General features: G+C 72.7%; 27 protein-coding genes. 13 read left to right on the top strand and 14 right to left on the bottom strand.

All coding sequences use genetic code 11. The features are described 5' to 3' along the window. Positions 1 to 229: 229 nt before the first annotated feature. Together ACFVDM_RS08185 and ACFVDM_RS08180 are read right to left on the bottom strand one after the other, a co-directional pair. Entirely contained in the window at positions 230 to 1,573 is a 1,344-nt protein-coding gene (locus ACFVDM_RS08185) for a DUF3152 domain-containing protein (RefSeq protein WP_383634708.1), read from the bottom strand. Further along, positions 1,558 to 2,523: an alpha/beta fold hydrolase gene (locus ACFVDM_RS08180; protein WP_383634706.1), complete on the bottom strand. Its 966-nt coding sequence runs from the start codon at positions 2,521 to 2,523 to the stop codon at positions 1,558 to 1,560. The genes ACFVDM_RS08185 and ACFVDM_RS08180 overlap by 16 nt, the downstream gene beginning before the upstream one ends. A 170-nt stretch (positions 2,524 to 2,693) precedes the next feature. Here ACFVDM_RS08180 and ACFVDM_RS08175 point away from each other — a divergent pair, with 170 nt between their 5' ends. The 4 genes from ACFVDM_RS08175 to ACFVDM_RS08160 all read left to right on the top strand — a co-directional run bounded on the left by ACFVDM_RS08175 (position 2,694) and on the right by ACFVDM_RS08160 (position 4,583). Further along, on the top strand, positions 2,694 to 2,909 hold the full coding sequence (locus tag ACFVDM_RS08175; protein WP_383634704.1) for a hypothetical protein: 216 nt from the start codon (positions 2,694 to 2,696) through the stop codon (positions 2,907 to 2,909). Between the two features lie 168 nt (positions 2,910 to 3,077). Next, positions 3,078 to 3,719, top strand: coding sequence for a TetR/AcrR family transcriptional regulator (locus tag ACFVDM_RS08170; protein ID WP_383634702.1), 642 nt, complete (start codon positions 3,078 to 3,080; stop codon positions 3,717 to 3,719). A 130-nt stretch (positions 3,720 to 3,849) separates the two neighbouring features. Beyond that, complete coding sequence (locus tag ACFVDM_RS08165) at positions 3,850 to 4,077, top strand: DUF3107 domain-containing protein (RefSeq protein ID WP_383634700.1); 228 nt, start codon at positions 3,850 to 3,852, stop codon at positions 4,075 to 4,077. Between the two features lie 236 nt (positions 4,078 to 4,313). After that, positions 4,314 to 4,583 carry a hypothetical protein gene (locus ACFVDM_RS08160; RefSeq protein ID WP_383634698.1) on the top strand — a complete coding sequence of 90 codons (270 nt, stop codon included), beginning with the start codon at positions 4,314 to 4,316 and terminating at the stop codon, positions 4,581 to 4,583. 82 nt (positions 4,584 to 4,665) lie between these two features. Here the strand turns inward: ACFVDM_RS08160 and ACFVDM_RS08155 are convergent, their stop codons facing one another. Next, positions 4,666 to 5,400 carry a ferritin-like fold-containing protein gene (locus ACFVDM_RS08155; RefSeq protein WP_383634696.1) on the bottom strand — a complete coding sequence of 245 codons (735 nt, stop codon included), beginning with the start codon at positions 5,398 to 5,400 and terminating at the stop codon, positions 4,666 to 4,668. 444 nt (positions 5,401 to 5,844) lie between these two features. Between ACFVDM_RS08155 and ACFVDM_RS08150 the strand changes: the two genes are divergently transcribed. Continuing rightward, positions 5,845 to 7,791: a DEAD/DEAH box helicase gene (locus tag ACFVDM_RS08150; protein WP_383635409.1), complete on the top strand. Its 1,947-nt coding sequence runs from the start codon at positions 5,845 to 5,847 to the stop codon at positions 7,789 to 7,791. Positions 7,792 to 7,964: 173 nt separating this feature from the next. Further along, on the top strand, positions 7,965 to 8,807 hold the full coding sequence (locus ACFVDM_RS08145) for an alpha/beta fold hydrolase (protein ID WP_383634695.1): 843 nt from the start codon (positions 7,965 to 7,967) through the stop codon (positions 8,805 to 8,807). Between the two features lie 26 nt (positions 8,808 to 8,833). Here ACFVDM_RS08145 and ACFVDM_RS08140 read toward each other — a convergent pair whose 3' ends face one another. Then, entirely contained in the window at positions 8,834 to 9,721 is an 888-nt protein-coding gene (locus tag ACFVDM_RS08140; RefSeq protein WP_383634693.1) for an NYN domain-containing protein, read from the bottom strand. Positions 9,722 to 9,941: 220 nt separating this feature from the next. Between ACFVDM_RS08140 and ACFVDM_RS08135 the strand changes: the two genes are divergently transcribed. Then, positions 9,942 to 10,094: a hypothetical protein gene (locus ACFVDM_RS08135; RefSeq protein WP_383634691.1), complete on the top strand. Its 153-nt coding sequence runs from the start codon at positions 9,942 to 9,944 to the stop codon at positions 10,092 to 10,094. A 74-nt stretch (positions 10,095 to 10,168) separates the two neighbouring features. On the opposite strand, the gene ACFVDM_RS08130 is transcribed toward ACFVDM_RS08135, so the two are convergent. The 3 genes from ACFVDM_RS08130 to ACFVDM_RS08120 form a co-directional block, all read right to left on the bottom strand. Continuing rightward, complete coding sequence (locus ACFVDM_RS08130; protein WP_383634689.1) at positions 10,169 to 10,774, bottom strand: MarC family protein; 606 nt, start codon at positions 10,772 to 10,774, stop codon at positions 10,169 to 10,171. A gap of 152 nt (positions 10,775 to 10,926) precedes the next feature. Further along, complete coding sequence (locus ACFVDM_RS08125) at positions 10,927 to 11,793, bottom strand: PHP domain-containing protein (protein ID WP_383634687.1); 867 nt, start codon at positions 11,791 to 11,793, stop codon at positions 10,927 to 10,929. Between the two features lie 75 nt (positions 11,794 to 11,868). Then, positions 11,869 to 12,513, bottom strand: coding sequence for a DUF6758 family protein (locus ACFVDM_RS08120; protein WP_383634685.1), 645 nt, complete (start codon positions 12,511 to 12,513; stop codon positions 11,869 to 11,871). A gap of 156 nt (positions 12,514 to 12,669) precedes the next feature. Here ACFVDM_RS08120 and ACFVDM_RS08115 point away from each other — a divergent pair, with 156 nt between their 5' ends. Next, complete coding sequence (locus ACFVDM_RS08115) at positions 12,670 to 13,902, top strand: MFS transporter (protein ID WP_383634683.1); 1,233 nt, start codon at positions 12,670 to 12,672, stop codon at positions 13,900 to 13,902. 116 nt (positions 13,903 to 14,018) lie between these two features. Here the strand turns inward: ACFVDM_RS08115 and ACFVDM_RS08110 are convergent, their stop codons facing one another. Beyond that, a complete protein-coding gene (locus ACFVDM_RS08110) occupies positions 14,019 to 14,603 on the bottom strand; it encodes a suppressor of fused domain protein (protein WP_383634681.1) in 585 nt (194 codons plus the stop codon). A 408-nt stretch (positions 14,604 to 15,011) separates the two neighbouring features. Here ACFVDM_RS08110 and ACFVDM_RS08105 point away from each other — a divergent pair, with 408 nt between their 5' ends. Both ACFVDM_RS08105 and ACFVDM_RS08100 read left to right on the top strand, forming a co-directional pair. Further along, positions 15,012 to 16,133 (top strand): magnesium and cobalt transport protein CorA, encoded by a 1,122-nt coding sequence (locus ACFVDM_RS08105; protein WP_383634679.1) that lies wholly within the window; start codon positions 15,012 to 15,014, stop codon positions 16,131 to 16,133. A gap of 77 nt (positions 16,134 to 16,210) precedes the next feature. Further along, entirely contained in the window at positions 16,211 to 16,729 is a 519-nt protein-coding gene (locus tag ACFVDM_RS08100) for a hypothetical protein (protein ID WP_383634677.1), read from the top strand. A gap of 5 nt (positions 16,730 to 16,734) precedes the next feature. Here ACFVDM_RS08100 and ACFVDM_RS08095 read toward each other — a convergent pair whose 3' ends face one another. Then, positions 16,735 to 17,499 carry a hypothetical protein gene (locus ACFVDM_RS08095; protein WP_383634675.1) on the bottom strand — a complete coding sequence of 255 codons (765 nt, stop codon included), beginning with the start codon at positions 17,497 to 17,499 and terminating at the stop codon, positions 16,735 to 16,737. 212 nt (positions 17,500 to 17,711) lie between these two features. Here ACFVDM_RS08095 and ACFVDM_RS08090 point away from each other — a divergent pair, with 212 nt between their 5' ends. Genes ACFVDM_RS08090 through ACFVDM_RS08080 form a run of 3 tightly spaced genes read left to right on the top strand, consistent with a single transcriptional unit; the run spans position 17,712 to position 20,708 of the window. Further along, positions 17,712 to 18,986 (top strand): magnesium transporter MgtE N-terminal domain-containing protein, encoded by a 1,275-nt coding sequence (locus tag ACFVDM_RS08090; RefSeq protein WP_383634673.1) that lies wholly within the window; start codon positions 17,712 to 17,714, stop codon positions 18,984 to 18,986. Beyond that, positions 18,976 to 19,530, top strand: coding sequence for a DUF1003 domain-containing protein (locus tag ACFVDM_RS08085; protein WP_383634671.1), 555 nt, complete (start codon positions 18,976 to 18,978; stop codon positions 19,528 to 19,530). The genes ACFVDM_RS08090 and ACFVDM_RS08085 overlap by 11 nt, the downstream gene beginning before the upstream one ends. A gap of 44 nt (positions 19,531 to 19,574) precedes the next feature. After that, positions 19,575 to 20,708, top strand: coding sequence for an Mrp/NBP35 family ATP-binding protein (locus ACFVDM_RS08080; RefSeq protein WP_383634669.1), 1,134 nt, complete (start codon positions 19,575 to 19,577; stop codon positions 20,706 to 20,708). 80 nt (positions 20,709 to 20,788) lie between these two features. Here the strand turns inward: ACFVDM_RS08080 and ACFVDM_RS08075 are convergent, their stop codons facing one another. The 5 genes from ACFVDM_RS08075 to sigE form a co-directional block, all read right to left on the bottom strand. Further along, the gene (locus tag ACFVDM_RS08075) at positions 20,789 to 21,445 is read right to left on the bottom strand and encodes a hypothetical protein (protein ID WP_383634667.1); all 657 of its coding nucleotides are present in this window, start codon (positions 21,443 to 21,445) and stop codon (positions 20,789 to 20,791) included. Positions 21,446 to 21,562: 117 nt separating this feature from the next. Continuing rightward, entirely contained in the window at positions 21,563 to 22,039 is a 477-nt protein-coding gene (locus ACFVDM_RS08070; protein WP_383634665.1) for a sec-independent translocase, read from the bottom strand. 99 nt (positions 22,040 to 22,138) lie between these two features. Then, complete coding sequence (locus ACFVDM_RS08065; protein ID WP_383634663.1) at positions 22,139 to 23,938, bottom strand: S1C family serine protease; 1,800 nt, start codon at positions 23,936 to 23,938, stop codon at positions 22,139 to 22,141. Positions 23,939 to 24,062: 124 nt separating this feature from the next. After that, positions 24,063 to 25,022: an anti-sigma factor family protein gene (locus ACFVDM_RS08060; protein WP_383634661.1), complete on the bottom strand. Its 960-nt coding sequence runs from the start codon at positions 25,020 to 25,022 to the stop codon at positions 24,063 to 24,065. After that, positions 25,019 to 25,780 carry an RNA polymerase sigma factor SigE gene (gene sigE / locus ACFVDM_RS08055; RefSeq protein WP_383634659.1) on the bottom strand — a complete coding sequence of 254 codons (762 nt, stop codon included), beginning with the start codon at positions 25,778 to 25,780 and terminating at the stop codon, positions 25,019 to 25,021. Before sigE ends, ACFVDM_RS08060 begins: the two co-directional genes overlap by 4 nt. Positions 25,781 to 25,939 lie beyond the last annotated feature (159 nt).

Here is a 25,939-nt window from a genome sequence, read left to right as displayed (position 1 = left end):
CCGGCGCCCCCCCCGCCCGCCCGCCGGGCGCCCGCCCGGGCCCCCCCGGGGGGCGGGGGGGGGGGGGGCCCCGCCCCGGCCCCCCCCCCGCCGGGGCGGGGGGGGGGGGGGCGCGGGGGGGGGGCCCGCCCCACCACCGAAAGGGGTGAACCGGCGTAACTTTCCTGCCCCGATGGCGTTTAGACGCGCTAGAGAGGGAGCCGATCACGAGGAGGGTGGCCCGGGACGCTCAGTCCCGCGGGTACACCCAGGGGTTGGGACGGCACTCGATTCCGTCGATGTCGAGCGATTTGGTCTGCTGCTGCATCACCGGTGCGAGGGTGCCCGGCGTCCGGCAGCTCACGTGGTTGTGGCCGAGCCGGTGGCCCACCTCGTGATTGATCAGCATCTGGCGATAGGCGAAGAGCTTGTCCGGTCCGAAGGTGGACGAACCCTGGGCCCAGCGGTAGGCGTTGATCATCACGCGCTCGGTGGCCGCCGAGTCGCAGGAGACGTTGTCCTCGGTGGTGTCGAGCCCCGATTTACGGCACCAGTCCGCGGTGGTGCCGGGGCTGGCGAGCGTGATGACGAAGTCCGGGTCCCCGGTGGAGATCCGTTCGAAGGTCATGGCGCCGTCGTGCGCCCAGCTCCGGTCGTCGTTGAGCGTCTTCTGGACGGCGTCCGCGAAGAGCGCCGCGTCGAGTCCGAGGCCCTTCTCGACATCGATCCGGTAGCGGTGCACCGTCCCCTTGCCGGGCGCCTTCGCCCGGCCCGGGACCGTCTCGAACGTCCCCGGGCCCTCCAGCTTCGCCGCCAGCGGATACGGCTTGGCCATTTTCTGCTCGTACGTGAGGGGCTTGGACGCCACGCTCTCGGGCGCCGGGGTGTTGCGGGTGTCCGAGCGCGAGGCGTCGCCGGAGTCGTCCCGGTCCACGCCCGCGGCCCGTGCCTCGCCGCTCCGGCCGCCGGAACCGTCCTGGGCGACCTGGCCGGCCACCACGACGGCGAGCACGGTGGTCACCGCGGCGGCCGCGATGCCGGTGAAGGTCCGGCCCCGGCCGCCCCTGGCCGCCTTGCCGGAGGCGCCGCCGTCCTCCGGCGGCTGCTCGTCCCATTCGGTGACCGAGCGGTACGGATCGGCCGGGGGCGCCGCGTCCCGGCGCGGCGCGGGCACCGCCGGCGGGCTGTCGAAGGCCTCGACGAACTCCCTGCGCGGGCCCGGTATCAGCGGCCCGGTCGGGCCGTCCGGCGTCCGCGGGCCGCGGGCACCACCGGGCGCCGGGGGCCGCGGAGCCGCGCCGTTCGGCGGGGCGGGCCGCTCGCCGTACCGGGCGAGGGGGCCCGTGCCCCAGCCGCCACCGGGTTCACGGTGCTCGGGGTGGCCGCCGCGCACCTCGGACCCGGCCCGGAAGGGGTCGAAGTCCTCGTCGGAAGGGGTGCCGCCGGGCCGTCTGCGCCGGCCGCTGCCGGCGGCGGGCGGAGCGCCGCCGGGCCCCGCTTCCGGGTTCGCCGGAGCGGGCCCGGTACCGGGCGCCTCGGGCGCAGGGCCCCTTCGACTGTGTCGTCCCACGCCCCGGATCAGCTCCCGCCGCATTCGTCGAGCAGTTCCCGGAACGCCTGGGCGACCGCCTCCGGGTACTCCATCATCGCCACGTGCCCGGCGTCGGGCAGTGTCAGCAGGCGCGCGTCGCGGAAGGCCGCGGACGCCCTGCGTGCCATCCGGTACGAGACGAGCCGGTCCCGTCCCCCGTACACGAGCTGGGTCGGGGCCAGCACCCGCTCCGCCTGTCGCCAGAGCCCGTGCTGTCCGCCCAGGGTGTACGCGTCGACGATGCCACGTGCCGAGCGCGCCATGGCGTCCCAGAAGTACGGCAGCGCCAGCCGCCGCTCCATTTCGGCCACCGCGTCGCGGAAGCCCGCCGCGGAGACGCGCGCCGGATCGCCGTAACAGAGTGCCATGACTCCGCGGGTGCGGTCCTCGGCGGTCCAGTCGCGGGTCATCCGGGCGAACAGGGAGACGACGCCCGGAACGGCGAGCAGTCCGGTCGGCGCGGCCGACCACTGCACGCGGATCTCGGGGAGCGCGGGCGAGACCAGGGTCAGGGTGCGGACCAGATCGGGGCGGACCGCCGCGACCCGGGTGGCCACCGCACCGCCCAGCGAGTTGCCGAACAGGTGGACGGGTCCGCGCCCGCCGGCGTCCAGCAGCCGGATCACCGCCCGCGCGTGCCCGGTGACCGAGTAGTTGCCGTCGTCCGGCGGCGGGGAGTCCCCGAAACCGGGCAGGTCGACGGCCTCGCAGTCCAGCACGTCCTGGAGCAGCGGCATCAGCGCCGACCAGTTCTGCGAGGAGCCGCCGAGGCCGTGCACGAAGAGGGCCGGAGGCAGTCCGGACCGCTCCGGCCGTCGCGAACGGAGCGCCAGCGTCAGCCCGGGGAGCGTGACGGAGCGCATCGCCTCGCCCTCCGCGACCTTGACGGTGCTCACCGTGGGGGACACCGCCGCGGCGGCGCCGCGGACTCCCGGCAGCTCGGTCGAAGACATGCGGCAATGTTACGAGACGATCACACCGGGGTTCATGTGTTCGCCGTCACAACGTTCCCACGGGGGCGCACCGTCCCGGCCCCGGAGGCACCGCTCCCCTCCGCGCCGGAATTCCGGGCAGAGCCTAGGCTCGAAGCTGAGGACCCGAAGCCGAGGAAAGGGAGCGCCCCATGACGGCCGACCCCAACGACCCGGAGACCTTCGCGGACGTGCAGCCGGACGAACCGGACCAGGAGACGCCCGAGGCGGACGCCGCCGAACAGCGGGCGGACCTGAGCCCGCAGCGCGACGAACCGCTGACGGACGTCGGCCGGAACGACGCCGACGAGGCCGACGCGGCGGAGCAGGCCCGGGTCGTCACACAGGATGAGGACGATTACCGCTGAAACGTCCCGCTATGCGGCGAGGGCCGGTGAATCTGTGGCTACCGCAGTCGTCCGGTCCGTGAAATTCTGCGTCCGCGCCGCGCATACCAGGGTTACCCAAAAGTACGATGACGGTATGGCGCAGCGTGCACCGAACTGCTGGGTCCGAACACAATTCTGGGAGGCGGCGTGACAGCCATCGAGCAGACCGAGGCCGCGCGCCCGAGGGGCACCCGCCTGCCCCGCCGCGCGCGACGCAACCAGCTGCTGGGCGCCGCGCAGGAGGTCTTCGTCGCGCAGGGCTACCACTCCGCGGCCATGGACGACATCGCGGAACGGGCCGGGGTCAGCAAGCCGGTCCTCTACCAGCACTTCCCGGGCAAGCTGGAGCTCTATCTGGCCCTGCTCGACCAGCACTGCGAGTCCCTGCTCCACGCCGTGCGCACGGCGCTGGCCTCGACCACGGACAACAAGCTGCGCGTCGCCGCGACGATGGACGCCTACTTCGCGTACGTGGAGGACGAGGGCGGGGCGTTCCGGCTGGTCTTCGAATCGGACCTGACCAACGAGCCGGCCGTGCGCGAGCGGGTCGACCGGGTCTCCCTCCAGTGCGCCGAGGCGATCTCGGACGTGATCGCCGGTGACACCGGGCTGTCCAAGGACGAGTCCATGCTCCTCGCGGTCGGTCTCGGCGGGGTCTCCCAGGTGGTCGCCCGCTACTGGCTCTCCAGCCGGTCGGCGATCCCGCGCGACACCGCGGTCCAGCTGCTGACCTCGCTGGCCTGGCGGGGCATCGCGGGCTTCCCGCTGCACGGCATCGAACAGCACTGACGCGCGCCCGGCGCGGGTGTTCGCTGCGGGCGTGGCCCGCCGAGCCCGGTCCCGTCCCCTCAGCGGGCTAATGTGTCCTGCGTACGGCGCGGCTCACCGCGCAGGGACTGACCGTCGGAGGGACATAGCCGTGGAGGTCAAGATCGGGGTGCAGCACACGCCCCGGGAGATCGTTCTGGAGAGCGGGCTTTCCGCCGCAGAGGTCGAGAGCGCGGTTTCCGAGGCGCTGACCGGCAAGGCGCAGCTGCTCAGCCTCACGGACGAGAAGGGCCGGAAGGTCCTGGTGCCGGCCGACCGGATCGCCTATGTGGAGATCGGCGAGCCCAGCGCCCGACGGGTGGGGTTCGGCACGCTGTAGCGCGTCCGGACGCGAAGACCGCGGGAGCGGCCCGGTGGGATTCCCACCGGGCCGCTCTCCGTTTCCCGCGTTCCGGGGGCGGATGTCCGAAACGCGCCGGTACGGGGTCCGGGGGATTTCCCCGTTCCTGTGCGTCGGCTGGGCGAAGGCTGTCCGCGGGAGGGTTGCGTTCCGCCGCCCGGGGGTAGGACGGCCTCGACCGATTTGCCCGGCCCGCGTCTGCGAGGTGATCGTCCGTGATCCTGGAAACCCTGGGCTCCGTCGTGCTCGGGCTCGTCCTGTCCTGGGCGGCGCTGCGCGGCTTCTCGCCGCGGCTGCCCTCCCGTCGCGCCGTGCTGCCGACCGGTGCGCTGGGGGCGCTGTTCGGCGCCTATCTCACGCACTCGGTGCTGGGCCCGGGGCATACGGCGGCGACCCTGGTGGGTTCGGTGCTGATCTCCGCGGTGACGCTGTCGCTGCTGCTCAGGCCGCGCAGCGGCCGGCTGGGCCGGTCGGCGGCGGTCTGACGCTCCGCCGAGCGGTCCGAGGGCCCGTCCGGAATGGGCGGACAGGCCCGAGGGGGCGCGGCCCCCCTCCTTGTGCGTTTCCTTACGCGGCCAGCCCCAGGGCGGCCATCCGCTTGGTGTGCGCCTCGGTGATCCGGGAGAACATCCGGCCGACCTCGGCGAGGTCGAAGCCGTCGGCCACCCCGCCCACCAGCATGGTGGAGAGCGCGTCGCGGTCGGCGACCACGCGCTGCGCCTGGGAGAGCGCCTCGCCCATCAGCCGCCGGGCCCAGAGCGCGAGCCGGCCGCCGACCCTCGGGTCCTCCTCGATCGCGGCGCGCACCTTCTCGACGGCGAAGTTGCCGTGGCCGGTGTCGTCGAGCACGGCGAGGACGAGCGAGCGGGTGTCCGAGTCGAGCCGGACGGCGACCTCGCGGTAGAAGTCACTGGCGATCGAGTCGCCCACGTACGCCTTGACCAGGCCCTCCAGCCAGTCCGAAGGCGCGGTCTGGCGGTGGAAGTCGTCGAGCGCCCTGGCGAACGGCTCCATGGCGCCGGTGGGCTCGACCTCGATGGCGGTCAGCCGGTCGGTGAGCCGCTCGAAGTGGTGGAACTCCGCGGAGGCCATCTTCGCCAGGGCCGCCTTGTCGGCCAGGGTCGGCGCCAGCTTCGCGTCCTCCGCGAGCCGCTCGAAGGCCGCCAGCTCCCCGTAGGCGAGGGCGCCCAGCAGATCGACGACGGCGGCCCGGTACTGCGGCTCCGCGGACGCGGTGGCCCAGTCCTGGTCGGCGACTCGGGTGGATGCGGGTGCGTCAGTGGCGTTGTCAGGCGTCTCCATGGACCGCAGAATAGCCCGCCCCGCCAGGGGCCGAGGGGTCCGGCCGCCGGCCCACGTCACACGGTGCCGATGAATTCACCCAACACAGATGCGCGAATCCGGGGTACAGTGGTAATGCGCTTACTGAGCATTTTGCAGCTGCTCGTTGCGCGAAATTGAATGAGGATGCCCGGTCGGTGGCCCGATCGGCTCCGACCCGACAGCCCTCCACGCGGTGCGTGCGACACGCACGGCCGCAGATGAGGGGCCCCCTCAGCGGCACGACGCTCGAGCGACGGCAGTGGTCCCGCGCCACCCGGCCCCACGGCCGGATGACCAACCCCGGCACGGTACGACCCCCTTCGTTCGCCTCGGACCGCGTTTCACAGAAGAGGCAGCACCCTGACTACGTTCCGAGACCTCGGGATTCTTTCCGAGACGGCCGAGGCCCTTGAGGCCGTCGGCATCACGTCCCCCTTCCCCATCCAGGAGCTCACGCTCCCCGTCGCCCTCTCCGGCTCCGACGTCATCGGCCAGGCCAAGACCGGCACCGGCAAGACGCTCGGCTTCGGCCTTCCGCTGCTGGAGCGCGTCACCGTCCTCGCCGATGTCGAGGCGGGTCGCGCGAAGCCGGAGGAGCTGACGGACTCCCCGCAGGCACTGATCGTCGTTCCCACCCGTGAGCTGTGCCAGCAGGTCACCAACGACCTGCTGACCGCCGGCAAGGTGCGCAACGTCCGCGTGCTGGCGATCTACGGCGGCCGGGCGTACGAGCCGCAGGTCGAGGCCCTGAAGAAGGGCGTCGACGTGATCGTCGGCACCCCGGGCCGGCTCCTCGACCTCGCGGGCCAGCGCAAGCTGGACCTCTCCAAGGTCCGCGCGCTCGTCCTCGACGAGGCCGACGAGATGCTGGACCTGGGCTTCCTGCCCGACGTCGAGCGCATCATCACGATGCTGCCGGCGAAGCGCCAGACGATGCTGTTCTCGGCGACCATGCCGGGCGCGGTCATCTCGCTCGCCCGCCGCTACATGTCGCAGCCGACGCACATCAACGCCACCTCGCCCGACGACGAGGGCACGACCGTCAAGAACACGGCGCAGTACGTCTACCGCGCCCACTCGATGGACAAGCCCGAGATGGTCTCGCGCATCCTGCAGGCCAAGGGCCGCGGACTCGCGATGATCTTCTGCCGTACCAAGCGCACCGCGGCGGACATCGCCGAGCAGCTGGAGAAGCGCGGCTTCGCCTCCGGCGCCGTCCACGGCGACCTCGGCCAGGGCGCCCGCGAGCAGGCGCTGCGCGCCTTCCGCAACGGCAAGGTCGACGTGCTCGTCTGCACCGACGTCGCCGCCCGCGGCATCGACGTCGAGGGCGTGACGCACGTCATCAACTACCAGTCCCCCGAGGACGAGAAGACCTATCTGCACCGGATCGGCCGCACCGGCCGCGCGGGTGCCAAGGGCATCGCGATCACGCTGGTCGACTGGGACGACATCCCGCGCTGGCAGCTGATCAACAAGGCCCTGGACCTGAACTTCCCGGACCCGGCCGAGACCTACTCCACGTCCCCGCACCTCTACGAGGACCTGGACATCCCGGCCGGCACCAAGGGCGTCCTGCCCCGTGCCGAGCGGACCCGTGCCGGTCTGAAGGCCGAGGAGATCGAGGACCTGGGCGAGACGGGCGGCCGGGGCCGCCGCTCGGCCCCGGCGCCCGCGACCCGCGAGGAGCGCCCCCCGCGCACCCCGCGCCAGCGCCGGCGCACCCGGGGCGGCAGCGCCGTGGGTGAGGGCGAGGGCGCCGCGACGGTGCCCGCACCGGCCGCCGAGGCCGTGGAGACCCCCGCCGCCGACGCACCGTCCGAGCCGCGCACCCCGCGCCGCCGCCGACGCGGCCGGGTGTCCGTCGCGGACGTCGCCGAGGTCGCGGAGAGCGCCGCCGAGAGCGCGGTGGCCGTGGCCGAGGCGCCGGCCCTGGTGGCCGAGCCCGAGGCGGAGGCCGCGCCGAGGAAGCGGACCCGCAGCCGGGCCGCCAAGCCGGAGGTCGTCATCGACACCGAGGCGGAGACGGTGGCCGAGGCCAAGCCGCGCCGCCGCCGCACCCGGACGGTCAAGCCGGCCGCCGACGAGGTGGACTTCCAGATCGCCCCGGTGGCCGAGCCCGTGGCCGAGGTCCCCACGGTGACCAAGCCGCGCCGCCGCCGGGTGATCAAGCCCGCCGAGGACGAGGTCGACTTCCAGATCGCGCCGATCTCGGAGCCGGAGCCGGAGTCCCGGCCGCGCCGCCGCACCCGTGCGGCCGCCAAGCCGAAGACGGAGACCGTGGCGGAGGCCCCGGCCGCCGCCGAGGGCGAGGCCAAGCCGCGCCGCCGCCGCTCGCCGCGCACCACCGCGGCGAAGGCCGAGGGCTGAGCGCACCACGTGTGACCGGCCGGACGGGCCCGGGGATCGATTCCCCCCGGGCCCGTCCGGCGTTTCCGGCCCCACGACGGCCGCACCCGCGCGGCGCCGGCCCCGTACGCGCACCGGCCCCGTCCGCGCCCATCCCGGACGCGCCCCGGTGGCGGGCGTTCTAACCTCGTGCCATGAGCCGGCCACCGACCTTCGTCCCGCCCCCCTGCGCCCGCCCCCGCACCCTGCGCACCGCGCGCGGGGACTTCGCCGTCCTGGACGCCGTACCGGACCGGGACCCGCGCGGCACCGTACTGATGCTGCCCGGGTACACCGGCAGCAAGGAGGACTTCATCGCCCTCCTGGAGCCGCTTACCGCGGCCGGCTACCGGGCAGTGAGCGTCGACGGCCGCGGCCAGTACGAGACGGAGGGGACGGACCGCCCGGAGACGTACGCGCAGGAGGAGCTGGCCCGCGACGTGCTGGCCCAGACGGCCGCGCTCGGCACGGCGGGCGGGGTGGATCTGCTCGGCCATTCGCTGGGCGGGCAGATCGCGCGGGCGGCCGTCCTGCTGGACCGCGTCCCGTTCCGTTCGCTCACCCTGATGTCGTCCGGGCCGGCCGAGGTCGTCGAGGCGCAGCAGATCAAGGTGAAGATCCTGGGCGACGCGCTGGCCACCATGACCATGGACGACGTCTGGGCGGCGATGCGCGCCTTCGACCCGCCGGCCGAGGCGGAGACGGGCGGCGAGGAGCTGCGGCGGCGCTGGCTGCGCAACCGCCCCGAACAGCTGATCGCCACCGGACGGCAGCTGGCGACCGAGCCGGACCGGGTGGCCGAGCTGGCCGCCACCGGGCTGCCCGTCCATGTGATCTCCGGCGAGAGCGACGACGTGTGGCCGGTGCCGCTGCTGGACGCGATGGCCGGGCGCCTCGGCGCGCACCGGACCCGGATCGCGGGCGCCGAGCACTCCCCCAACACCGGCCGCCCCGGACCGACCGCCGCCGCGCTGGTCGCCTTCTGGGACGGTCTGTAGGCGGCGAGACCCCCCGCCCGCACCCGTCAGTACTGTCCCTGGAGGTGCTGCCAGAAGCCGTCGCGCAGCGCGCGGCGCAGCGGGGCGTGGCCGCGCAGTGAGTGCTGGAGACGCCGTTCGGCCTCGACGAGGAGGTCCTGGTCGACCGAACCCGGCAGATAGGGGTGGCCCGGCAGCAGATCGGCGAGGGCGGCCCGGCCCCGGGTGGCGAGCCATTCCGCGGCGATCTGGGCGCCGACGAAGCGGACGTTCTCGCGCGAGGGCGCGGGGGTGTCCTCCTCGAAGGTGGTGACGGGGCGTCTGGTCACGTAGGGGCGGCAGAAGTCGAGGTCGAAGGTGCGCTGGCTGTCGACCTCCCAGAGCAGCGGTTCGGCCTGGTTGCGGCCCTCCCCGGCCTCGATGCCCCAGAGATGGACACGGGCCCCGTACCCCTGCGCGGCCTCGACCGCCGACACCAGGTCCTCGTCCCCGCCGACGAGGGCGGCGTCGCTGATGGCACGGTGGCGGGCGAGGGATTCGAGGTCGGTGCGGATGAGGGAGTCGACGCCCTTCTGCTGGTTGTTGGCGTTGAGGTTGCCCAGCCGGACCTTGACGTCGGGGAGTTCGGCAATGGACTGCTGCTCGGGCGTGTGGATCCGCCGCCGGGCGCCGTCGTACCAGTACACGCGCAGCAGCCGGCTGTCGGCGAAGATGGTGCGGGCCTTGTCGATGAAGGCCTCGATCAGTCCTTCGGCGTCGAGGTCGAAGGAGCGCCGGTCCTCGGTACCGGTGACGAGCAGCCCGGCCGCGGCGTAGACATAGCCGGCGTCCACGAAGATCGCATGGGTCGAGGGGGTCTTCGACACCTCGGCGAGCATCCGCTGGAGCAGGGCGTTGGCGAGGTCCAGGCGCTCGGCGATCCCGTCCTCGTTCATACGGGCCCCGCCGCGGATGTCGTCGTCCGCGCACGGCCGGTTACTCGCTGGTACTTAGACATCCAAAACTTTTCCTTAGCGTAGGGAATGATTGCAGGAGACAAGTCGTTGTCACCCCATGGGACGCGAGAGAGCCTTGCCCGCGCCCCACATCCTTGCGGACGGTTCATCCGTCCTCCCAGCAGTTCTCCATCAGGAGGATCAGACGAAGGGAAGCCGTATGCGCTTCGAGATCATGCGACTCGACGATGTCGACGGTACCGCCGTGGACAGCACCGTCGTGGACGCCGCCTCCGTCAAGCGGATCGTGCAGCAGGCCGCCTCCATGGGCCAGCGCATCTACATCCGCCCGGCCGAAAGCCCGGCTTCGTAACACGGTAGTGAAGTAAAGACGAAGCGCCCCCGTACGGAAGGTCCGTGCGGGGGCGCCGTGCTGTGCGGGGGCGGTCAGGCGTCCTGGATGACCTGGGTGACGCCGTTGATGATCTGCTGGACCGCGATGGCGGACAGCATCATGCCGGCGAGCCGGGTGACCAGGACGACGCCGCCGTCCTTGATGACCCGGATGATCAGCAGCGAGTAGCGCATGGTCAGCCAGAGCACGACGTGCATGGCGATGATCGCGGTCCAGACGGAGATCTGACCGGACACGCTGTCGGCGTGCTGCACCGCGAGGATCACCGAGACGATCGCTCCGGGTCCGGCGAGCAGCGGCATGCCGAGCGGCACGAGCGCGACGTTGACGTCCTTGGTCTGGGTCGGCTCGTCGGTCTTGCCGGTCAGCAGATCGAGCGCGATGAGCAGCAGGAGCAGCCCGCCCGCGATCATCAGGGCGGGGACGGAGACATGGAGATAGTCCAGGATCTGCTGGCCGAGCAGGCCGAAGACGGCGATCACGCCGAAGGCGACGGCGACGGCCTGGAGCGCCATCCTGCGCTGGATCCGGGCGGGCCGGCCGGCGGTGAGGGCGAGGAAGATCGGGGTGATCCCGGGCGGATCCATAATCACAAAAAGGGTGAGAAAAAGGGATCCGAAGACAGCGACGTCGAACACGATGAGCCTTGCGAGGAGAGAGCGGGGGGTGGGGTGGCGCGCCGACAGCCTCCCGGAGATCACGGGAGGCGGTGGCGGGGCGCGCCGGGAGGTGCCGCCGGGCCGTCGCGCGGTGACGCGGACGGGGGCGGTACGGAGCGGAGCGGGTGCGGTTACGCGGTGACGGGTCCGCCGGCGCCCGGCACCGGGAAGGCTCCCGTGGCGCGCCGGGTGATCTCGCCGTAGATCTCCGGGTCGGTGGTGCGGGCGCCGAGCGTCACGGTCTTGCGGCTGCCGTGGTAGTCGCTCGACCCGGTGGTCAGCAGGTTCAGCTCGCGGGCCAGGCCGCGCAGCCGGGCCCGGGTGGGCTCGTCGTGGTCGGTGTGGTCGACCTCGATGCCGTCGAGTCCGGCCGCGGCCAGCTCGGCGATCGCGGACTCGGGGACGACGGCACCGCGCTTGACGGCGCCCGGGTGGGCGAGGACGGTGACGCCGCCGGCGGCCTTGACCAGCCGGATCGCGTCGAAGGGGTCGAGTTCGTGCTTCTCGGCGTACGCGCGTCCGCCGTCGGCGAGCCACTGGGGCGTGAAGGCGTCGGAGACGGTCTCGACGACGCCGAGTTCCACGAGGGCGGTGGCGATGTGCGGCCGGCCGACGGAGCCGTCACCGGCGATCCGGGCGACCTGCTCCCAGGCGACGGGGACGCCCAGCTCCTGGAGCCTGCGGACCATGGTGCGGGCGCGCGGCACCCGGTCGTCGCGCACCAGCTCGCGCTCACGGGCCAGTTCGGGCTCGTCCGGGTCGAAGAGGTAGGCCAGCATGTGCAGTCCGACGCCGTCGAGGCGGCAGGAGAGTTCGGCCCCGGTGACGAGCGTGAGCCCCTCGGGGAGGGCGGCCAGGGCCTCGGCGTGCCCGCGGACCGTGTCGTGGTCGGTGAGGGCGACGACGTCGAGGCCGGCGGCCGCCGCGTTGCGCACCAGCTCGGCGGGGGTGTCCGTGCCGTCGGAGGCGGTGGAGTGGGTGTGCAGGTCGATGCGCACGACGCGGACTCCAGTGCTCGCGGGCCGGGTGGGGGACGCTCAAGGATAACCGGCGGCCGGACCTCTTCCGGACGGTCAGGGTCCGGTCAGCAGCCGGGGCGTGAGCGCGCCGCACGGCACCAGGTCGACCTCTCCCCCGGCGTCCCGCAGATCGGTCAGCACCAGTTCGTCGTACATCAGGAGTCCCGACTGCTCGGGCCAGACGATCGCCCAGAGCCAGAGTCCGCGCGCCTCACCGGCGAAGACCGCCCGGTCGGCGGGGGCGTCCTTCACATGCCAGAGCGGGGAGGGCCGGCCGGCGGCGAGCACCTTCACATCGGGCGGTCCGTCGACGGCCAGGCCCGGCCCGGGGTCGGGGCCCTCGACGCCCGCGTACCGCGCCCCGAGTCCGACGCCCAGCTCCTCGGCGACGAGCAGCAGCTCCCCGACCCCGCCGAGCGGTCCGGGTCCGGAGCAGGCGACGGCGGTGGCGCGGCCGCCGCTGCGGTCGTCGCCCGCGCAGGCCACGCCGGTGAAGAGCCAGCCCACGGGCAGCGGCCAGGGCATCCACACCGGCACCCGGGCGCGGTGCACGACGACGCCGAGCCCTTCGACGCTGGGCGGGATCACCGGCTGCAACGGATGCACGCTGCCGTGCTCGTCGCACTGCCAGGTGTCGGCAAAGAGACCGGGCGCCCTGACCCGGCCTCCGCACTTCGGGCAACTGGGTTCGCCCCTCATAGCGTCCCACGGTCCTCCCCGGCCGTCGCCGCGTCAAGGACGATCACCCTTCCGCAGCGTGGCTCCCACCTGCAGATTTAGATGTAGCTTGCATCCATTAGGCGCTCTAACTTATTCTGTGCATAACACATCGATCTAGCGGAGAGCGAGAAGCCCATGCGGGGAGAGGATCCGTTCGAACAGGGAACGGCCAGCATCCTGCGCCAGCCGAAGGCCGTCTGGGCCACAGCGGGCGCATCCGTCGTCGCGTTCATGGGCATCGGCCTGGTGGACCCGATCCTGCCGTCCATCGCGAAGGGCCTGGACGCGACGCCGAGCCAGGTGTCACTGCTCTTCACCTCCTACTTCCTGATCACCGCCTTCGCGATGCTGGTGACCGGCTTCGTCTCCAGCCGCATCGGCGGCCGCAAGACGCTGCTCGCCGGTCTCGCGCTGGTCGTGGTCTTCGCCGCGCTCTCCGGCACCTCCTCCTCCGTCGCCGAACTCGTCGGCTTCCGGGCGGGCTGGGGGCTCGGCAACGCGCTGTTCGTCTCGACGGCCCTCGCCGTGATCGTGGGCGCGGCGGCCGGCGGCAGCTCGGCGGCGATCCTGCTGTACGAGTCGGCGCTCGGCCTCGGCATGGCCTGCGGACCGCTGCTCGGCGCGCTGCTCGGCGACGCCAGCTGGCGCTACCCGTTCTTCGGGACGGCCGCGCTGATGGCGATCGGCTTCATCTGCATCACGGCGTTCCTGAAGGAACAGCCCAGGCCGGCCCGTAAGACGTCCCTGCTCGACCCCGTCAGGGCGCTCGGCCACCGGGGGCTCGCCTCCGTCGCGGCCTCCGCGTTCTTCTACAACTACGCGTTCTTCACGATCCTGGCCTTCACGCCGTTCGTGCTGAACATGACGCCGTACAAGTCCGGCGCCGTCTTCTTCGCCTGGGGCCTGCTGCTCGCGGTCTTCTCGGTGCTCGTCGCGCCCCGGCTCCAGGAGCGGTTCGGCTCGCTCAAGGTGCTCGGCGCCTCGCTCGTGCTGCTCGCCGCGGACCTGGTGGTCCTCGGCTACGGCGACCACACCACGGCGATCGTCTGCACCATCGTCTCCGGCGCCTTCATCGGCATGAACAACACCGTCTACACGGAGCTGGCGCTCGGGGTCTCCGACGCCCCGCGCCCGGTGGCCAGCGCGGGCTACAACTTCGTCCGCTGGTTCGCGGCCGCCGCCGCGCCCTACCTCGCCCCGAAGATCGAGGAGTGGAGCGACATCCACATCCCGTTCGTGGTCGCCGCCGCGGCGGCGCTCGTCGGCGCGGCCGTCGTCTGGGTCCGCCGGTCGGCCCTGACCCACGAGGCGGAGGAACTGGAGCCGAAGCACGCCACCGAGGACGGCGTCACGGTCTTCGCCAACTGACGCGGCCCGGACGGCCGTCGGCCACCCCGCACCGCCCCGCCCGCGGCTCCCCCTCCTGGCCGCGCGGCGGGGCTTCCGCGTACGGACGGGGCCCCCGCCGGCCCTCTCCGCCCCCGTCAGTCCAGGGCCACCGAACCGCGCAGCGGGTCCCGCAGGTCCGTGCCGTGCGAGAGCCAGCGCTCCTGGAGCTCCTGGGCGCCGCGCACCCGCTTCCAGGCGGCCTCGTTGGGCGTCATCGGCAGCAGCGGCAGGAAGTGGACCGGATCCATCCCGCCGCCCGGCTCCAGGTCCTCCACCAGTCCGCCCGGCTCCGCGACGAGCACGGAGGTGAACGGCGCGCCGGGCCACAGCGGTTCGCCCACGTCCAGGGAGGCGCCGGGGGCCACGACCAGCCCCTCCACCTGGGGCGAGGCGGCCAGCACGGCGAGCTTGCGCAGCACCTGGTCGGTGTCGGCGAGGCCGAGCCGCACCGAGAGGACCAGCTCCGCGCGCGGCCCCGCGACCGGATCGGCGACCACGGCCGTCGGATCGGCCATCGGCTGGGCGGACATGCCGAGGGTGGCGTATCTCACCACGTCCCCGTCGATGAAGCGGAGAACCTCGATCCGGTCCGTCCCGAGAAACGTCACTGCCGCACGTGCGTCCGGTTCACCCAGGGCCGTCCGCAGACGTGCCTCGACCAGCGCAAGAATTTCTGCCATGCGGCGAGCATAGGTCGCGTATGGAACGGGCAAAGTAAGGGATTGACCCTGGAGCGGCTGCTAGCCTGGGGTGCCGGTCGGGACAGCACGCAGAAGCGTCGCTCTCAGTCCCGGCACAACGTCATCCCCCACGGGGGACCGACCGGAGGAGGTGGGGCTGCGGTGGATCCAAGTCGACCGTGCAGTACCAGCCGCTCTTCCGCTCGGCACTCTTCTTCTGTGATCTGACGCCTTCCCGGTCCAGACCTCCGGCTTGTCGCGCGACGGAAGAGCACTCCCCTTTTGCCTGTCTGTAGCGAACGCCGTCGTCGTGCCCGCACGGTGCCGCCCGCTTTGCGGACGTGAGCCCACGTCCCCATTCCGGGCTGTGCCAGGCCTGCCCGACGGCCCTCCGTGAAGGAGTCAGCCATGTCGATGATCCGTGACCTTCGCGCCGTGGTGCGCCCGTCCCTGCGCAAGCCCGCCACCCTGCACAACGCCTACGACGCCACCCGTGACCCGTCCGCCTCCAGCGCCGTCGTCGACTGCGCGGTCTACCGCGACGGCCGCCGCCTCACCGACGGGGACGGCACCTGCCGCACCCCGCACGAGGCGATGCTCCGCGTCCGGGAGCACGGCGGCTTCGCCTGGATCGGTCTGCACGAGCCGACCGAGGAGGAATTCGCGGGCATCGCCCGGGAGTTCGGGCTGCACCCGCTCGCCGTCGAGGACGCCGTCCACGCCCACCAGCGGCCGAAGCTGGAGCGCTACGACGACACGCTGTTCACCGTCTTCAAGACGATCCACTACGTCGAGCACGCCGAACTCACCGCGACCAGCGAGGTCGTGGAGACCGGCGAGGTGATGTGCTTCACCGGCCGGGACTTCGTCATCACCGTCCGGCACGGCGGCCACGGATCGCTGCGCGCGCTGCGCCACCGGCTCCAGGACGACCCCGAACTGCTCGCCAAGGGCCCCTCCGCGGTGCTGCACTCCATCGCCGACCACGTCGTCGACGGCTACATCGCGGTGGCCTCCGCCGTGCAGGACGACATCGACGAGGTGGAGATCGAGGTCTTCTCCACCCCGGACAAGGGCAGCCCGCGCGGCTCCGACGCGGGGCGGATCTACCAGCTCAAGCGCGAGGTGCTGGAGTTCAAGCGGGCCGTGTCCCCGCTGCTGCGCCCCATGCAGCTGCTGAGCGAGCGGCCGATGCGGCTCATCGACCCCGACATCCAGAAGTACTTCCGGGACGTCGCCGACCACCTGGTCCGGGTGCAGGAGGAGGTCATCGGCTTCGACGAACTGCTGAACTCGATCCTCCAGGCCAATCTGGCGCAGGCGACCGTCGCGCAGAACGAGGACATGCGCAAGATCACCTCCTGGGCGGCGATCGTCGCCGTGCCGACGATGATCTGCGGCGTCTACGGGATGAACTTCAAGCACATGCCCGAGCTGGAGTGGAAGTACGGCTACCTGATGGTCATGGGCTTCATCGGGGTGGTCTGTTTCTCCATCCACCGGATGCTCAAGCGCAACGGCTGGCTCTGAAGCCGCGCCGCCCCGGGCCGGGGCACTAGGCATTGCCCCAGGCCCCCCGTACCGGCGCAGGGCCTAAGCTCTGCCCCATGACTGCTGCTGACGCGCTGCTGGGACCGGCCCTCGTCGAGGAGGCCACCAAGAAGTCGGGCCTCATCTGGGTGCGCGGCACCGGTCCGGCGCGCGCCCTGTGGCACGTGTGGCACGAGGGGGCCGCCCATCTGGTCGGCGACGGCCCCGGTGAGCAGCCCTTCCCCGCCGGGCTCACCGACGGCGCCACCGCCGAGGTGACCGTCCGCTCCAAGGACAAGGGCGGCCGCCTCGTCGCCTGGTCCGCCTCGGTGACCCAGCTCGTACCGGACTCCGAGGAGTGGCGGGCGGCCGTCGACGAGCTGAAGGGCAAGCGGCTCAACGCACCGGACGCGGAGCGGATGCCGGAGCGCTGGGCGCGCGAGTGCCGGATCGTCCGGCTCGCACCGCTGGACGCGCGCACGGAGCTGCCCGCGGACTCCGGGGCCGCGGCCCCGCTGCCGAGCCCGGCGACCACCCGGCTGCCGGTCCCGGCCGGTCTGCCCCGCCTGCTGAAGCGGTCGCTGCGCCGCCGGTGACCCGGCTACGAGGACGTCTTGGGCAGCTGCCTGCCGTAGTCGACGGTGTCGTCCTCGGCCGGGGCCGCGAGCGGGAAGTCCTTGCCCCAGTCGGCCAGGGTGACCACGCCCCCGCCGCCGCCCCGGGCGAAGCTCAGCGGGTACGGCGTGCCCTCCAGGGAGACGTCGAGCGCGCCGCCCTCGCCCTTGCCGCCCAGGATCCGGATGGTGCGCGTCCCGCCGACCTTGCCCCGGTCCCCCTTGCCGACCGTGCCGTGCAGCGTCAGCATCCCGTCGAGCAGCACCTTCTTGTCGGTGAAACCGCGCAGTTGCTTGTACGTGGGGTCGTCCTCCGGGACCTTGACGTACTTGCCCTCCAGCTTGCCGGCGGCGGCGCCCCCCGCGTCGCTGGTCTTCCCGTCGTCCTCGTGGTTCCAGAAGCCCGCACCGGCCTTCAGATAGAGCTCGTCGCCGATCCGCAGCAGCTCGAAGGTGCTGTTCTTCGAGGTGACGGAGCCGGTGCCGCCCTTGTTCCTGAGCCGCATGTCGATCTTGTACGTACCGCCCTTGCTCACCAGTGTCCCGGCCAGCCGCACGGTGTCCGCGGCGTCCGCGGCGGTGCGTGCCTTCTCCTCGATCTGCGGCCCGGTCAGCTTGGCGACGCCGTTGGTCCCCTTGTCCGGGTCCTCGCCCGCGCAGGCGGTCAGGGCCGTGGACAGCCCCGCGCAGAGCAGCACGGCGAGAACGGCGGTCCGGCGGCGGGCCCGGACGGGCCGGACGGAAGAGGTCACAGGCGCACTGCCTCTCATCTGCGTGGCGGGGGTGGCAGACGGCAGCGTACCCGGGCCGCCCGCGGGGCCCGCGCAGAGCCGTACGGACCGTTCGCCGGGGCGGCCCGCGGCGGTACGGGCTAGCCTGATCACGTCGTACACGTGCGGGAACGGCCGGACCCGCGGCCCGGAGCCGCCGCCCGCGGCCGGGCGGTGAACGAGGAGGCGCACCCATGGCACCAGGCACGCCCCGGGTCTTCGTCTCCCATCTGTCCGGCGTTCCGGTCTTCGACCCCAACGGCGACCAGGTGGGGCGCGTCCGCGATCTGGTGGCGATGCTCCGCGTCGGCGGCCGGCCGCCGCGGCTGCTCGGCATGGTGGTCGAGGTGGTGAGCCGGCGGCGGATCTTCCTGCCGATGACCCGGGTGACCGGCGTCGAGTCGGGACAGGTCATCACCACCGGCGTGGTCAACATGCGCCGCTTCGAACAGCGGCCCACCGAACGTCTGGTGCTCGGCGAGTTCCTCGACCGGCGGGTCCAGCTGGTGGAGACCGGCGAGGAGGTCACCATCCTGGACGTCGCCATCCAGCAGCTGCCGGCCCGCCGCGACTGGGAGATCGACAAGTACTTCGTCCGCAAGGGCCGCGGCGGGGCGCTGCGCCGCAAGGGCGAGACGCTGACCGTCGAGTGGTCGGCGGTGCGCGGCTTCTCCCTGGAGGAGCACGGGCAGGGCGCGGAGTCGCTGGTCGCCACGTTCGAGAAGCTGCGCCCCACCGACGTGGCCAACGCCCTGCACCACCTCTCCCCCAAGCGCCGGGCCGAGGTCGCCGCCGCCCTGGACGACGACCGCCTCGCCGACGTCCTGGAGGAGCTGCCCGAGGACGACCAGGTGGAGATCATCGGCAAGCTGAAGGAGGAGCGCGCCGCCGACGTCCTGGAGGCCATGGACCCCGACGACGCGGCCGATCTGCTCTCCGGGCTGCCCGAGGCGGACAAGGAGCGGCTGCTGACGCTGATGCGCCCGGACGACGCGGCCGACGTGCGGCGCCTGATGTCGTACGAGGAGCGGACGGCGGGCGGTCTGATGACGACCGAGCCGATCATCCTGCGCCCGGACGCGACGGTGGCCGACGCGCTGGCCCGGGTCCGCCAGTCGGACCTGTCGCCGTCGCTGGCCGCGCAGGTCTATGTGTGCCGGTCGCCCGACGAGACGCCCACCGGCAAGTACCTCGGCACGGTGCACTTCCAGCGGCTGCTGCGCGATCCGCCGTTCACCCTGGTCAGTTCGATCGTCGACAGCGATCTGGTGGCGCTGACCCCCGAGACGCCGCTGTCGGTGGTGACCAGCTATCTCGCCGCGTACAACCTGGTCTCGGTGCCGGTGGTGGACGAGAGCGGTTCGCTGCTCGGTGCCGTGACGGTCGACGACGTCCTGGACCACCTGCTGCCCGACGACTGGCGGGAGACGGACTTCCACGGCCGCGAGGGGGTGCTCCATGGCCGGTGAGGACCGCTCCAGGGCGTCGAACGGCTCGACGGCCCTGACCCGCGCCCCCCGGTACCGGCTCGACCAGCCGAAGGCGCCCCGCCGCAGACTGCTGCCGGAGTACGACCCCGAGGCGTTCGGCCGGTTCTCGGAGCGGATCGCGCGCTTCCTGGGCACCGGGCGGTTCATCGTCTGGATGACGCTGATCATCATCGTGTGGGTGGTGTGGAACATCTTCGCGCCCACGGAACTGCGCTTCGACGAGTACCCCTTCATCTTCCTGACGCTGATGCTCTCGCTCCAGGCCTCGTACGCGGCCCCGCTGATCCTGCTGGCGCAGAACCGGCAGGACGACCGCGACCGGGTCACCCACGAGCAGGACCGCAAGCAGAACGAGCGCTCCATCGCCGACACCGAGTACCTGACCAGGGAGATCGCCGCGCTGCGGATGGGCCTGGGTGAGGTGGCCACGCGCGACTGGATCCGGTCCGAGCTGGAGGACCTGGTGAAGGACCTGGACGACCGCCGGGCCCTGGTCCACGCCGAGAGTGACGAAGACCGCTGACCGGGCTACCCGCGCGTAGCTCCACGCGCCGTAACATCGTCCGTATGGCTACGGAAGACGCGGTGCTTGAGGCACTGGCGACAGTGAACGACCCGGAGATCCACCGCCCGATCACCGAGCTGGGCATGGTGAAATCGGTCGATATCGATCCTGACGGTGTGGTCGCTGTCACGGTGTATCTGACCGTCTCCGGCTGTCCGATGCGCGAGACGATCACGTCGAACGTGACGGAGGCGGTGGCCCGCGTCGAGGGCGTCTCCCGGGTCGAGGTCACGCTCGACGTGATGAGCGACGACCAGCGCAAGGAGCTGGCGGCCTCGCTGCGCGGCGGCACCGCCGAGCGCGAGGTGCCGTTCGCCAAGCCCGGTTCGCTGACCCGGGTGTACGCGGTCGCCTCCGGCAAGGGCGGCGTCGGCAAGTCCTCGGTGACGGTGAACCTGGCGGCCGCGATGGCCGCCGACGGCCTCAAGGTCGGCGTCGTGGACGCCGACATCTACGGGCACAGCGTGCCCCGGATGCTCGGCGTGGACGGGAAGCCCACCCAGGTCGAGAACATGATCATGCCGCCGTCCTCGCACGGCGTGAAGGTCATCTCCATCGGCATGTTCACCCCGGGCAACGCCCCGGTGGTCTGGCGCGGCCCGATGCTCCACCGCGCGCTCCAGCAGTTCCTCGCCGATGTGTTCTGGGGTGATCTGGACGTCCTGCTGCTGGACCTGCCGCCGGGCACCGGTGACATCGCGATCTCCGTCGCCCAGCTCGTGCCGAACGCGGAGATCCTGGTCGTCACGACCCCGCAGCAGGCCGCGGCCGAGGTGGCCGAGCGGGCCGGTTCGATCGCGGTGCAGACGCACCAGAAGATCGCCGGTGTCGTCGAGAACATGTCGGGCATGCCGTGCCCGCACTGCGACGAGATGGTCGACGTCTTCGGATCGGGCGGCGGCGCCAAGGTCGCCGAGGGGCTGACGCGGACCGTCGGCGCCGAGGTGCCGGTGCTCGGCGCGATCCCGATCGACGTACGGCTGCGCGAGGGCGGCGACGAGGGCAAGCCCGTCGTCCTGTCCGACCCCGACTCCCCGGCCGGCCAGGCCCTGCGCACCATCGCGCAGAAGCTGGGAGGCCGTCAGCGCGGCCTGTCCGGCATGTCGCTGGGCCTCACCCCGCGCAACAAGTTCTGAGCCGGGCGCCCTCCGGGGCGCGCGGACACGAGAGGCCGGAGCCCCGCGGGCTCCGGCCTCTCGCGCGTACGGCGGTGGCGCTACGCGTACGAGGTGATGTCCTGGACCACCGAGAAGCCCAGCCCGTAGGCGCTCATGCCGCGCCCGTAGGCGCCGATGTGCACGCCCTGCGCGGAACCGGCGAGCACCCAGCCGAACTCGGACTCGCGGTAGTGGAAGGGCACCGGCACCCCGTCGACCGGCAGGGAGAGCACCGACCAGGCGGGGCCCTCCAGATCGTCGGCGAGCTCGAACGCCGTCTCGGTCTGCTGCGCCAGCCAGTCGTCGCGCAGGCTGTGGTCCAGCTGCGGGGGCCAGGTGTAGGCCAGCAGTCCGGAGCCGGCCAGCCAGGCCGCGGAGGAGACCGTGGTGGCCTCCAGGACCCCGGTGCCGTCGCCGCTGCGCCGCACGGGGCTGCTGGCGACCGTCACGACCGCCGCGAAGCGCTGCTTGTCCGCGCCGGCCTCGCCGCGCACGGAGGGCTCCTCGCCGTGGCCGGTGGAGCCGTGCTGCACCGTGCCGTCCGCGGCGGTGCCGACCTGCATCAGCCAGCGGGGGCCGGTGAAGGCCTCGTCCAGTCCGTACCAGGGGAACGGTGCCCGCAGATAGCCGTCGACCGCGAGCCGGGCCTCCGGCACCCCTTCCGCCGTGGCTGTGTCCGGCGCGTCCTCCGCGCCCACCCGACTCGTCGTCTCCATCTGCCCGGCCGCCTCCTCGATCGTCAGGTCCGGAGCGGCCCGCCCCCCGCGGGCGTCCTCACCACCGGACAGATGGAGAATAGCGACAGGGTCCGGACGAGCCGGGATTGACCGGGGTCAGGTGGCGTCGGCGTCGAACGGCGGGTGGTCGTCCTTGGCCGGCTGCTCGCGCTTCTTCAGCAGGTCGGGGGCGCCCGGGGAGCCGTTGGCCGCCGTGACCGCCGCCGCGCCCGACACGCCGCTCTTCGCCTCGACGGACGCGGTCTCCCGGCCGTTCACCGCGTCGGTGACCTCGGTGATCTCCTTGCGGAGGTCGAAGCTCTCCCGGATCTCCTTCAGCCCCAGGTCGTCGTTTCCGTCCATGAGCTGCTTGCGGACGAACGTCTTGGGGTTGAGGTCCTCGAACTCGAAGTCCTTGAACTCCGGCCCGAGCTCCGTGCGGATGTCCTCCTTGGCGCTCTCCGAGAACTCGCGGATCTTGCGGATGAAGCGCGAGGCGTCCTGGATGACCTTGGGAAGCTTGTCCGGGCCGAAGATGAGCACGCCGATGACGGCGAGCGTGACCAGCTCAAGTGCGCCTATGTCATTGAACACCTTGCGGCTCCTCGTGTTCTCCGCGACCAGGTCGGATGAGGTCCGGACACGCCACACGGTACCCGGCGAAACTGTCCGCGCGGTAGCTCCACATGGCCGTCACGCGCCGGTTGCCGAGCCGAGCGTCACCGTCATGGACAGGTCTTTACCACCGCGCCTCAGTGTGAGCTTCAGCCGGTCACCCGGACGGTGGGCCCGGATCTTCACGATCAGCTCCTCCCCGTTGTGCACGCGCTTGCCGTCCACGGCGGTGATGACGTCGCCCGGCCGGACGCCGGCCTTCGCCCCCGGACCGCCCTCGGTCACGGAGGACGTGCCGTCCGCGCCCTTGGGCCCGACCTTGGCACCGTCACCGGTGTACTTCATGTCGAGCGTCACACCGATCACCGGGTGGGTGGCGCGTCCGGTGTTGATCAGTTCCTCGGCGACCCGCTTGCCCTGGTTGATCGGGATGGCGAAGCCGAGCCCGATGGAACCGGCCTGGCCGCCCTCGGTGGCGGAGCCGCTGTCGGCGGCGCGGATGGCGCTGTTGATGCCGATGACGTGCGCGTGGGTGTCCACCAGCGGGCCGCCGGAGTTGCCCGGGTTGATCGGGGCGTCGGTCTGGAGGGCGTCGACGTAGCTGATGTCGCTGCCGTCGCCCTTCTCGCCGCCGGCGGTGATCGGCCGGTCCTTGGCGCTGATGATCCCGGAGGTGACGGTGTTGGACAGGTCGAACGGGGCGCCGATCGCCACCACCGGGTCGCCGACCCGGACGTTGTCGGAGTTGCCCAGGGGCAGCGGCTTCAGCCCGGAGACTCCGTCGACCTTGACGACGGCGAGGTCGTAGCCGCTGTCCTTGCCGACGATCTCGGCCTCGGCGGTCTCGCCGCCGCTGAACGTCACGGTGATCCGGCCGGACGAACCGGCGGGGGCGACCACGTGGTTGTTGGTGAGGATGTGGCCCCGGTCGTCGAGGACGAAGCCGGTGCCGGTGCCCGATTCGCTGCTGCCGCTGACGTGCAGGGTGACGACGCTGGGCAGGGCGCTGGCCGCTATGCCGGCGACGCTGTCGGGGGCGCGGCCGCCCGCGTCCGCGTCGTCCTGGGGCAGTTCGATCCGGGTGAATCCGCCGTTGCGCTCGATGTAGGCGCCTATGCCGCCGCCTATGCCGCCCGCCACCAGCGCGAGCAGCAGGGCGCCGACGAGCACCGTCCCGCGTCCCCTGCGCCGGGGTCCGCGGTCGCTCCCGAGCGGTGGCCCCGGCTGCGTGACGAGCGGCTGCCGGGGCGCGCCCCAGGGGTCGTACTGGCCCCACTGCGGCGACGGCTGCGGATGCGGCTGTACGGGGACGGGCTGCGGGTGCGGCGGGGGTGTGGTGCCGTACGGGGGCGTGGTGCCGGGCGGCATCGCCAGGCCCGCGCCGTTGGTTCCCGCGTACGGCGGGGGCACCGGGGTGCCGTGCGCCGGGGTCGGCCGCTGCACCGGGGGTGCGGGGGCCCAGGGGCCGGGGCCGCCGTAGGGCGGGGTGCTGTACTGATCCGGCTCGTGCAGCGGCTGCGCGGTCTGCGGTGCGACGGCCGGGTCGGGGCCCGGAACGGGTGCGGCCCCGGAAACGGCCGGAGCCTGGGCCGGGGGCTCGACGGGCGGTGCGGCGTGCGGCGGAACGGGCGCGGCCTCGGGGGCCGGGGCGTCGGCCGCGGGTGCCTTCCGGAGGTCCGGCCCGGCGGCCGGTGCCGGACCCGCCGGATGCCCGGCGGGCACCGCGTCACGCGGGGCGCCGGGCTCCACGGGGGTGTCCACCGGCTCCACCGTGTCCTCGACGGACGACGGGTCCTGAGGCGCCGTGTGCGTGCCGCGCCCCGTCGAGGGCCGGCTCCACCACTTCGCCCTGGGCTCGGTGGTCTTCCCGTCGTCCATGCTCTCCCCGCAACCGCCGCGAACCGGCCTCTGCACGCCCCTGCGGAGCGCCCCTCCGGAAATCCTGCCGGAATTCAACCAGGTTTGCGGTTGGCCTGCGCGGCCCCGTGCGCCGGAACCGGTGTCAGCGACGGGGCGCGAGCGGGAGTCCGTGGTCGGAGGAGGCCGGAAGCCCGGCGGCGGACGTGGGCGTACGGGACGGATCGGGCGTGGACGGGACCGACAGCCCGCTGCCGAGGGCGGCGGCGAACAAGGGGTTCGTCCCGTCGGGGCGTATCGGCGAGGGCGCGGACACGGTCGTCTGCACGGGCAGGGCGAACGGGCCGCGGCCGAACGCGGCACCGGCCACGGAGGGCGTCGCGGAGAAGGCCAGCGGGGCTGCGTTGACCGCGAGGCCGGCCCGGTGGTCGCCGGTGCCCAGCAGGTTGTGGCCGCCGCCGCGGCGGCTGACGCTGCCGCTCTGCGCGCGGGCGTCCGCGTTGAGCGGGGCCACGCTGCGGCCCGCCCCGCCGCGCGCGGTGGTGTCCGAGCCGGACGAGCCGGTGGGCAGGGCTCCGCCGAGCGCGATGGCGGCCAGGGACACGGCACTGGCCGCGGCGAAGGCGAACCGGCGTCCGCGCCACGGCGAGCGGTCGGCCTCGCGGCCGACCTCGTGGATCCGGAAGCCCGTACCGGCCGGGGGCAGCACGGCGGTCGAGCCGTGCAGCGTGGGGAGGTAGCCGAAACCGTCAACGGGGCCGGAGCCCTCGCCGGGGCCGGCCGGGGGCCGCGCGACGGGGAAGACACCGCCGCCGAAGCGCCCGGGGTCGCCCAGGGCTCTTCCCGGGCCGTCGGCGTCACCCCCCGGTCCGCCGGGAAGGCCCTGGAGGCGGGCGAGGAAGCCCTCGGAGGGCGACGGCGGGGCGGACTGCGCGAAGACACTCTTCAGACGCCGCTGGGCGGCCGCCTCGGCCTTGCACTTGCCGCAGGTCGCGAGATGGGCGAGCACCCGCTCGCGGGCGTCGTGCTTCAGCTCCCCGTCGACCAGCGCGGCGAGGCGGTCCCCCAGGTGGTGTTCCGCGGGGGTCGGACCTGTGCCACTCACGCCGTTCCGACCTCCCCTGTCACGACGGCGCCGGCCAGCGAGCGCTGCTCGGCACGGGCCTCGGGCGAGCGGTGGCGCAGCGCCTTGCGCAGGTGCGAGCGCCCGCGGTGGATACGGCTGCGCACGGTGCCGAGCTTCACGCCGAGGGTCGCGGCGATCTCCTCGTACGAGAGTCCCTCGATGTCGCAGAGCACGACGGCGGCACGGAACTCGGGCGCGAGGGTGTCCAGCGCCTGCTGGACGTCGGCGTCGAAGTGGGTGTCGTTGAAGACCTGCTGCGGGGACGGCTCGCGGCTCGGCAGCCGCTCGGCGGCGTCGTCGCCGAGGGAGTCGAAGCGGATGCGCTGCTTGCGGCGCACCATGTCCAGGAAGAGGTTGGTCGTGATGCGGTGCAGCCAGCCCTCGAAAGTGCCGGGGGTGTACGTCGACAGCGAGCGGAACACCCGGACGAAAACCTCCTGGGTGAGGTCCTCGGCGTCGTGCTGGTTGCCCGTCAGACGGTAGGCGAGGCGGTAGACCCGACCGCTGTGCGTGCTGACGATCTCTTCCCATGTGGGCGGCGTCCACGCCTGGGATTCCGCATCCGAGGCGAAGGTCGCGGTCGTTGCGGAGTCGTTGGAAGAACGGTCAGCAATGTTGGTCACGGATTTCGGCTCGCCGGCCGACCTGAGAAAGCGCCGCAGCACTCCTCCCCGATCCACAGGCGCAGCCGCACCTCCCCTATCGGCTCTGGTGGTGTCCAGTGGAGCCCCTACCATAGCCACCTCGCCCGTTAGCTCCGGATAAGCCTTTTTCCTGCTGGGGCCGGGGGTCTCCCCGGGCCTCGCCGCCGGTCCCGGGCCCGATCCGCGGGCCCGGTCCGCACGCTTTCCCCCGCTCTCCCCATAACGCCCGGTCCCATCTGCGGGTTCCCGGGC

The sequence above is a fragment of the Streptomyces sp. NPDC057682 genome (assembly GCF_042799575.1).
Classification (GTDB): domain Bacteria; phylum Actinomycetota; class Actinomycetes; order Streptomycetales; family Streptomycetaceae; genus Streptomyces.
Note: the sequence above shows the minus strand (reverse complement) of the source record. Positions and strands in the feature narration are given on the sequence as shown.

What these genes read in the sequence shown, in the direction of transcription:
- ACFVDM_RS08080 (WP_383634669.1), top strand. Translation starts at nt 19,575, where the DNA reads ATGGCTACGGAAGACGCGGTGCTTGAGGCACTGGCGACAGTGAACGAC.
- ACFVDM_RS08145 (WP_383634695.1), top strand. Translation starts at nt 7,965, where the DNA reads ATGAGCCGGCCACCGACCTTCGTCCCGCCCCCCTGCGCCCGCCCCCGC.
- ACFVDM_RS08120 (WP_383634685.1), bottom strand. Translation starts at nt 12,513, where the DNA reads ATGAGGGGCGAACCCAGTTGCCCGAAGTGCGGAGGCCGGGTCAGGGCG.
- sigE (WP_383634659.1), bottom strand. Translation starts at nt 25,780, where the DNA reads ATGGTAGGGGCTCCACTGGACACCACCAGAGCCGATAGGGGAGGTGCG.
- ACFVDM_RS08090 (WP_383634673.1), top strand. Translation starts at nt 17,712, where the DNA reads ATGGCACCAGGCACGCCCCGGGTCTTCGTCTCCCATCTGTCCGGCGTT.
- ACFVDM_RS08085 (WP_383634671.1), top strand. Translation starts at nt 18,976, where the DNA reads ATGGCCGGTGAGGACCGCTCCAGGGCGTCGAACGGCTCGACGGCCCTG.
- ACFVDM_RS08075 (WP_383634667.1), bottom strand. Translation starts at nt 21,445, where the DNA reads ATGGAGACGACGAGTCGGGTGGGCGCGGAGGACGCGCCGGACACAGCC.
- ACFVDM_RS08115 (WP_383634683.1), top strand. Translation starts at nt 12,670, where the DNA reads ATGCGGGGAGAGGATCCGTTCGAACAGGGAACGGCCAGCATCCTGCGC.
- ACFVDM_RS08140 (WP_383634693.1), bottom strand. Translation starts at nt 9,721, where the DNA reads ATGAACGAGGACGGGATCGCCGAGCGCCTGGACCTCGCCAACGCCCTG.
- ACFVDM_RS08105 (WP_383634679.1), top strand. Translation starts at nt 15,012, where the DNA reads ATGTCGATGATCCGTGACCTTCGCGCCGTGGTGCGCCCGTCCCTGCGC.
- ACFVDM_RS08180 (WP_383634706.1), bottom strand. Translation starts at nt 2,523, where the DNA reads ATGTCTTCGACCGAGCTGCCGGGAGTCCGCGGCGCCGCCGCGGCGGTG.
- ACFVDM_RS08110 (WP_383634681.1), bottom strand. Translation starts at nt 14,603, where the DNA reads ATGGCAGAAATTCTTGCGCTGGTCGAGGCACGTCTGCGGACGGCCCTG.
- ACFVDM_RS08135 (WP_383634691.1), top strand. Translation starts at nt 9,942, where the DNA reads ATGCGCTTCGAGATCATGCGACTCGACGATGTCGACGGTACCGCCGTG.
- ACFVDM_RS08100 (WP_383634677.1), top strand. Translation starts at nt 16,211, where the DNA reads ATGACTGCTGCTGACGCGCTGCTGGGACCGGCCCTCGTCGAGGAGGCC.
- ACFVDM_RS08065 (WP_383634663.1), bottom strand. Translation starts at nt 23,938, where the DNA reads ATGGACGACGGGAAGACCACCGAGCCCAGGGCGAAGTGGTGGAGCCGG.
- ACFVDM_RS08185 (WP_383634708.1), bottom strand. Translation starts at nt 1,573, where the DNA reads ATGCGGCGGGAGCTGATCCGGGGCGTGGGACGACACAGTCGAAGGGGC.
- ACFVDM_RS08175 (WP_383634704.1), top strand. Translation starts at nt 2,694, where the DNA reads ATGACGGCCGACCCCAACGACCCGGAGACCTTCGCGGACGTGCAGCCG.
- ACFVDM_RS08155 (WP_383634696.1), bottom strand. Translation starts at nt 5,400, where the DNA reads ATGGAGACGCCTGACAACGCCACTGACGCACCCGCATCCACCCGAGTC.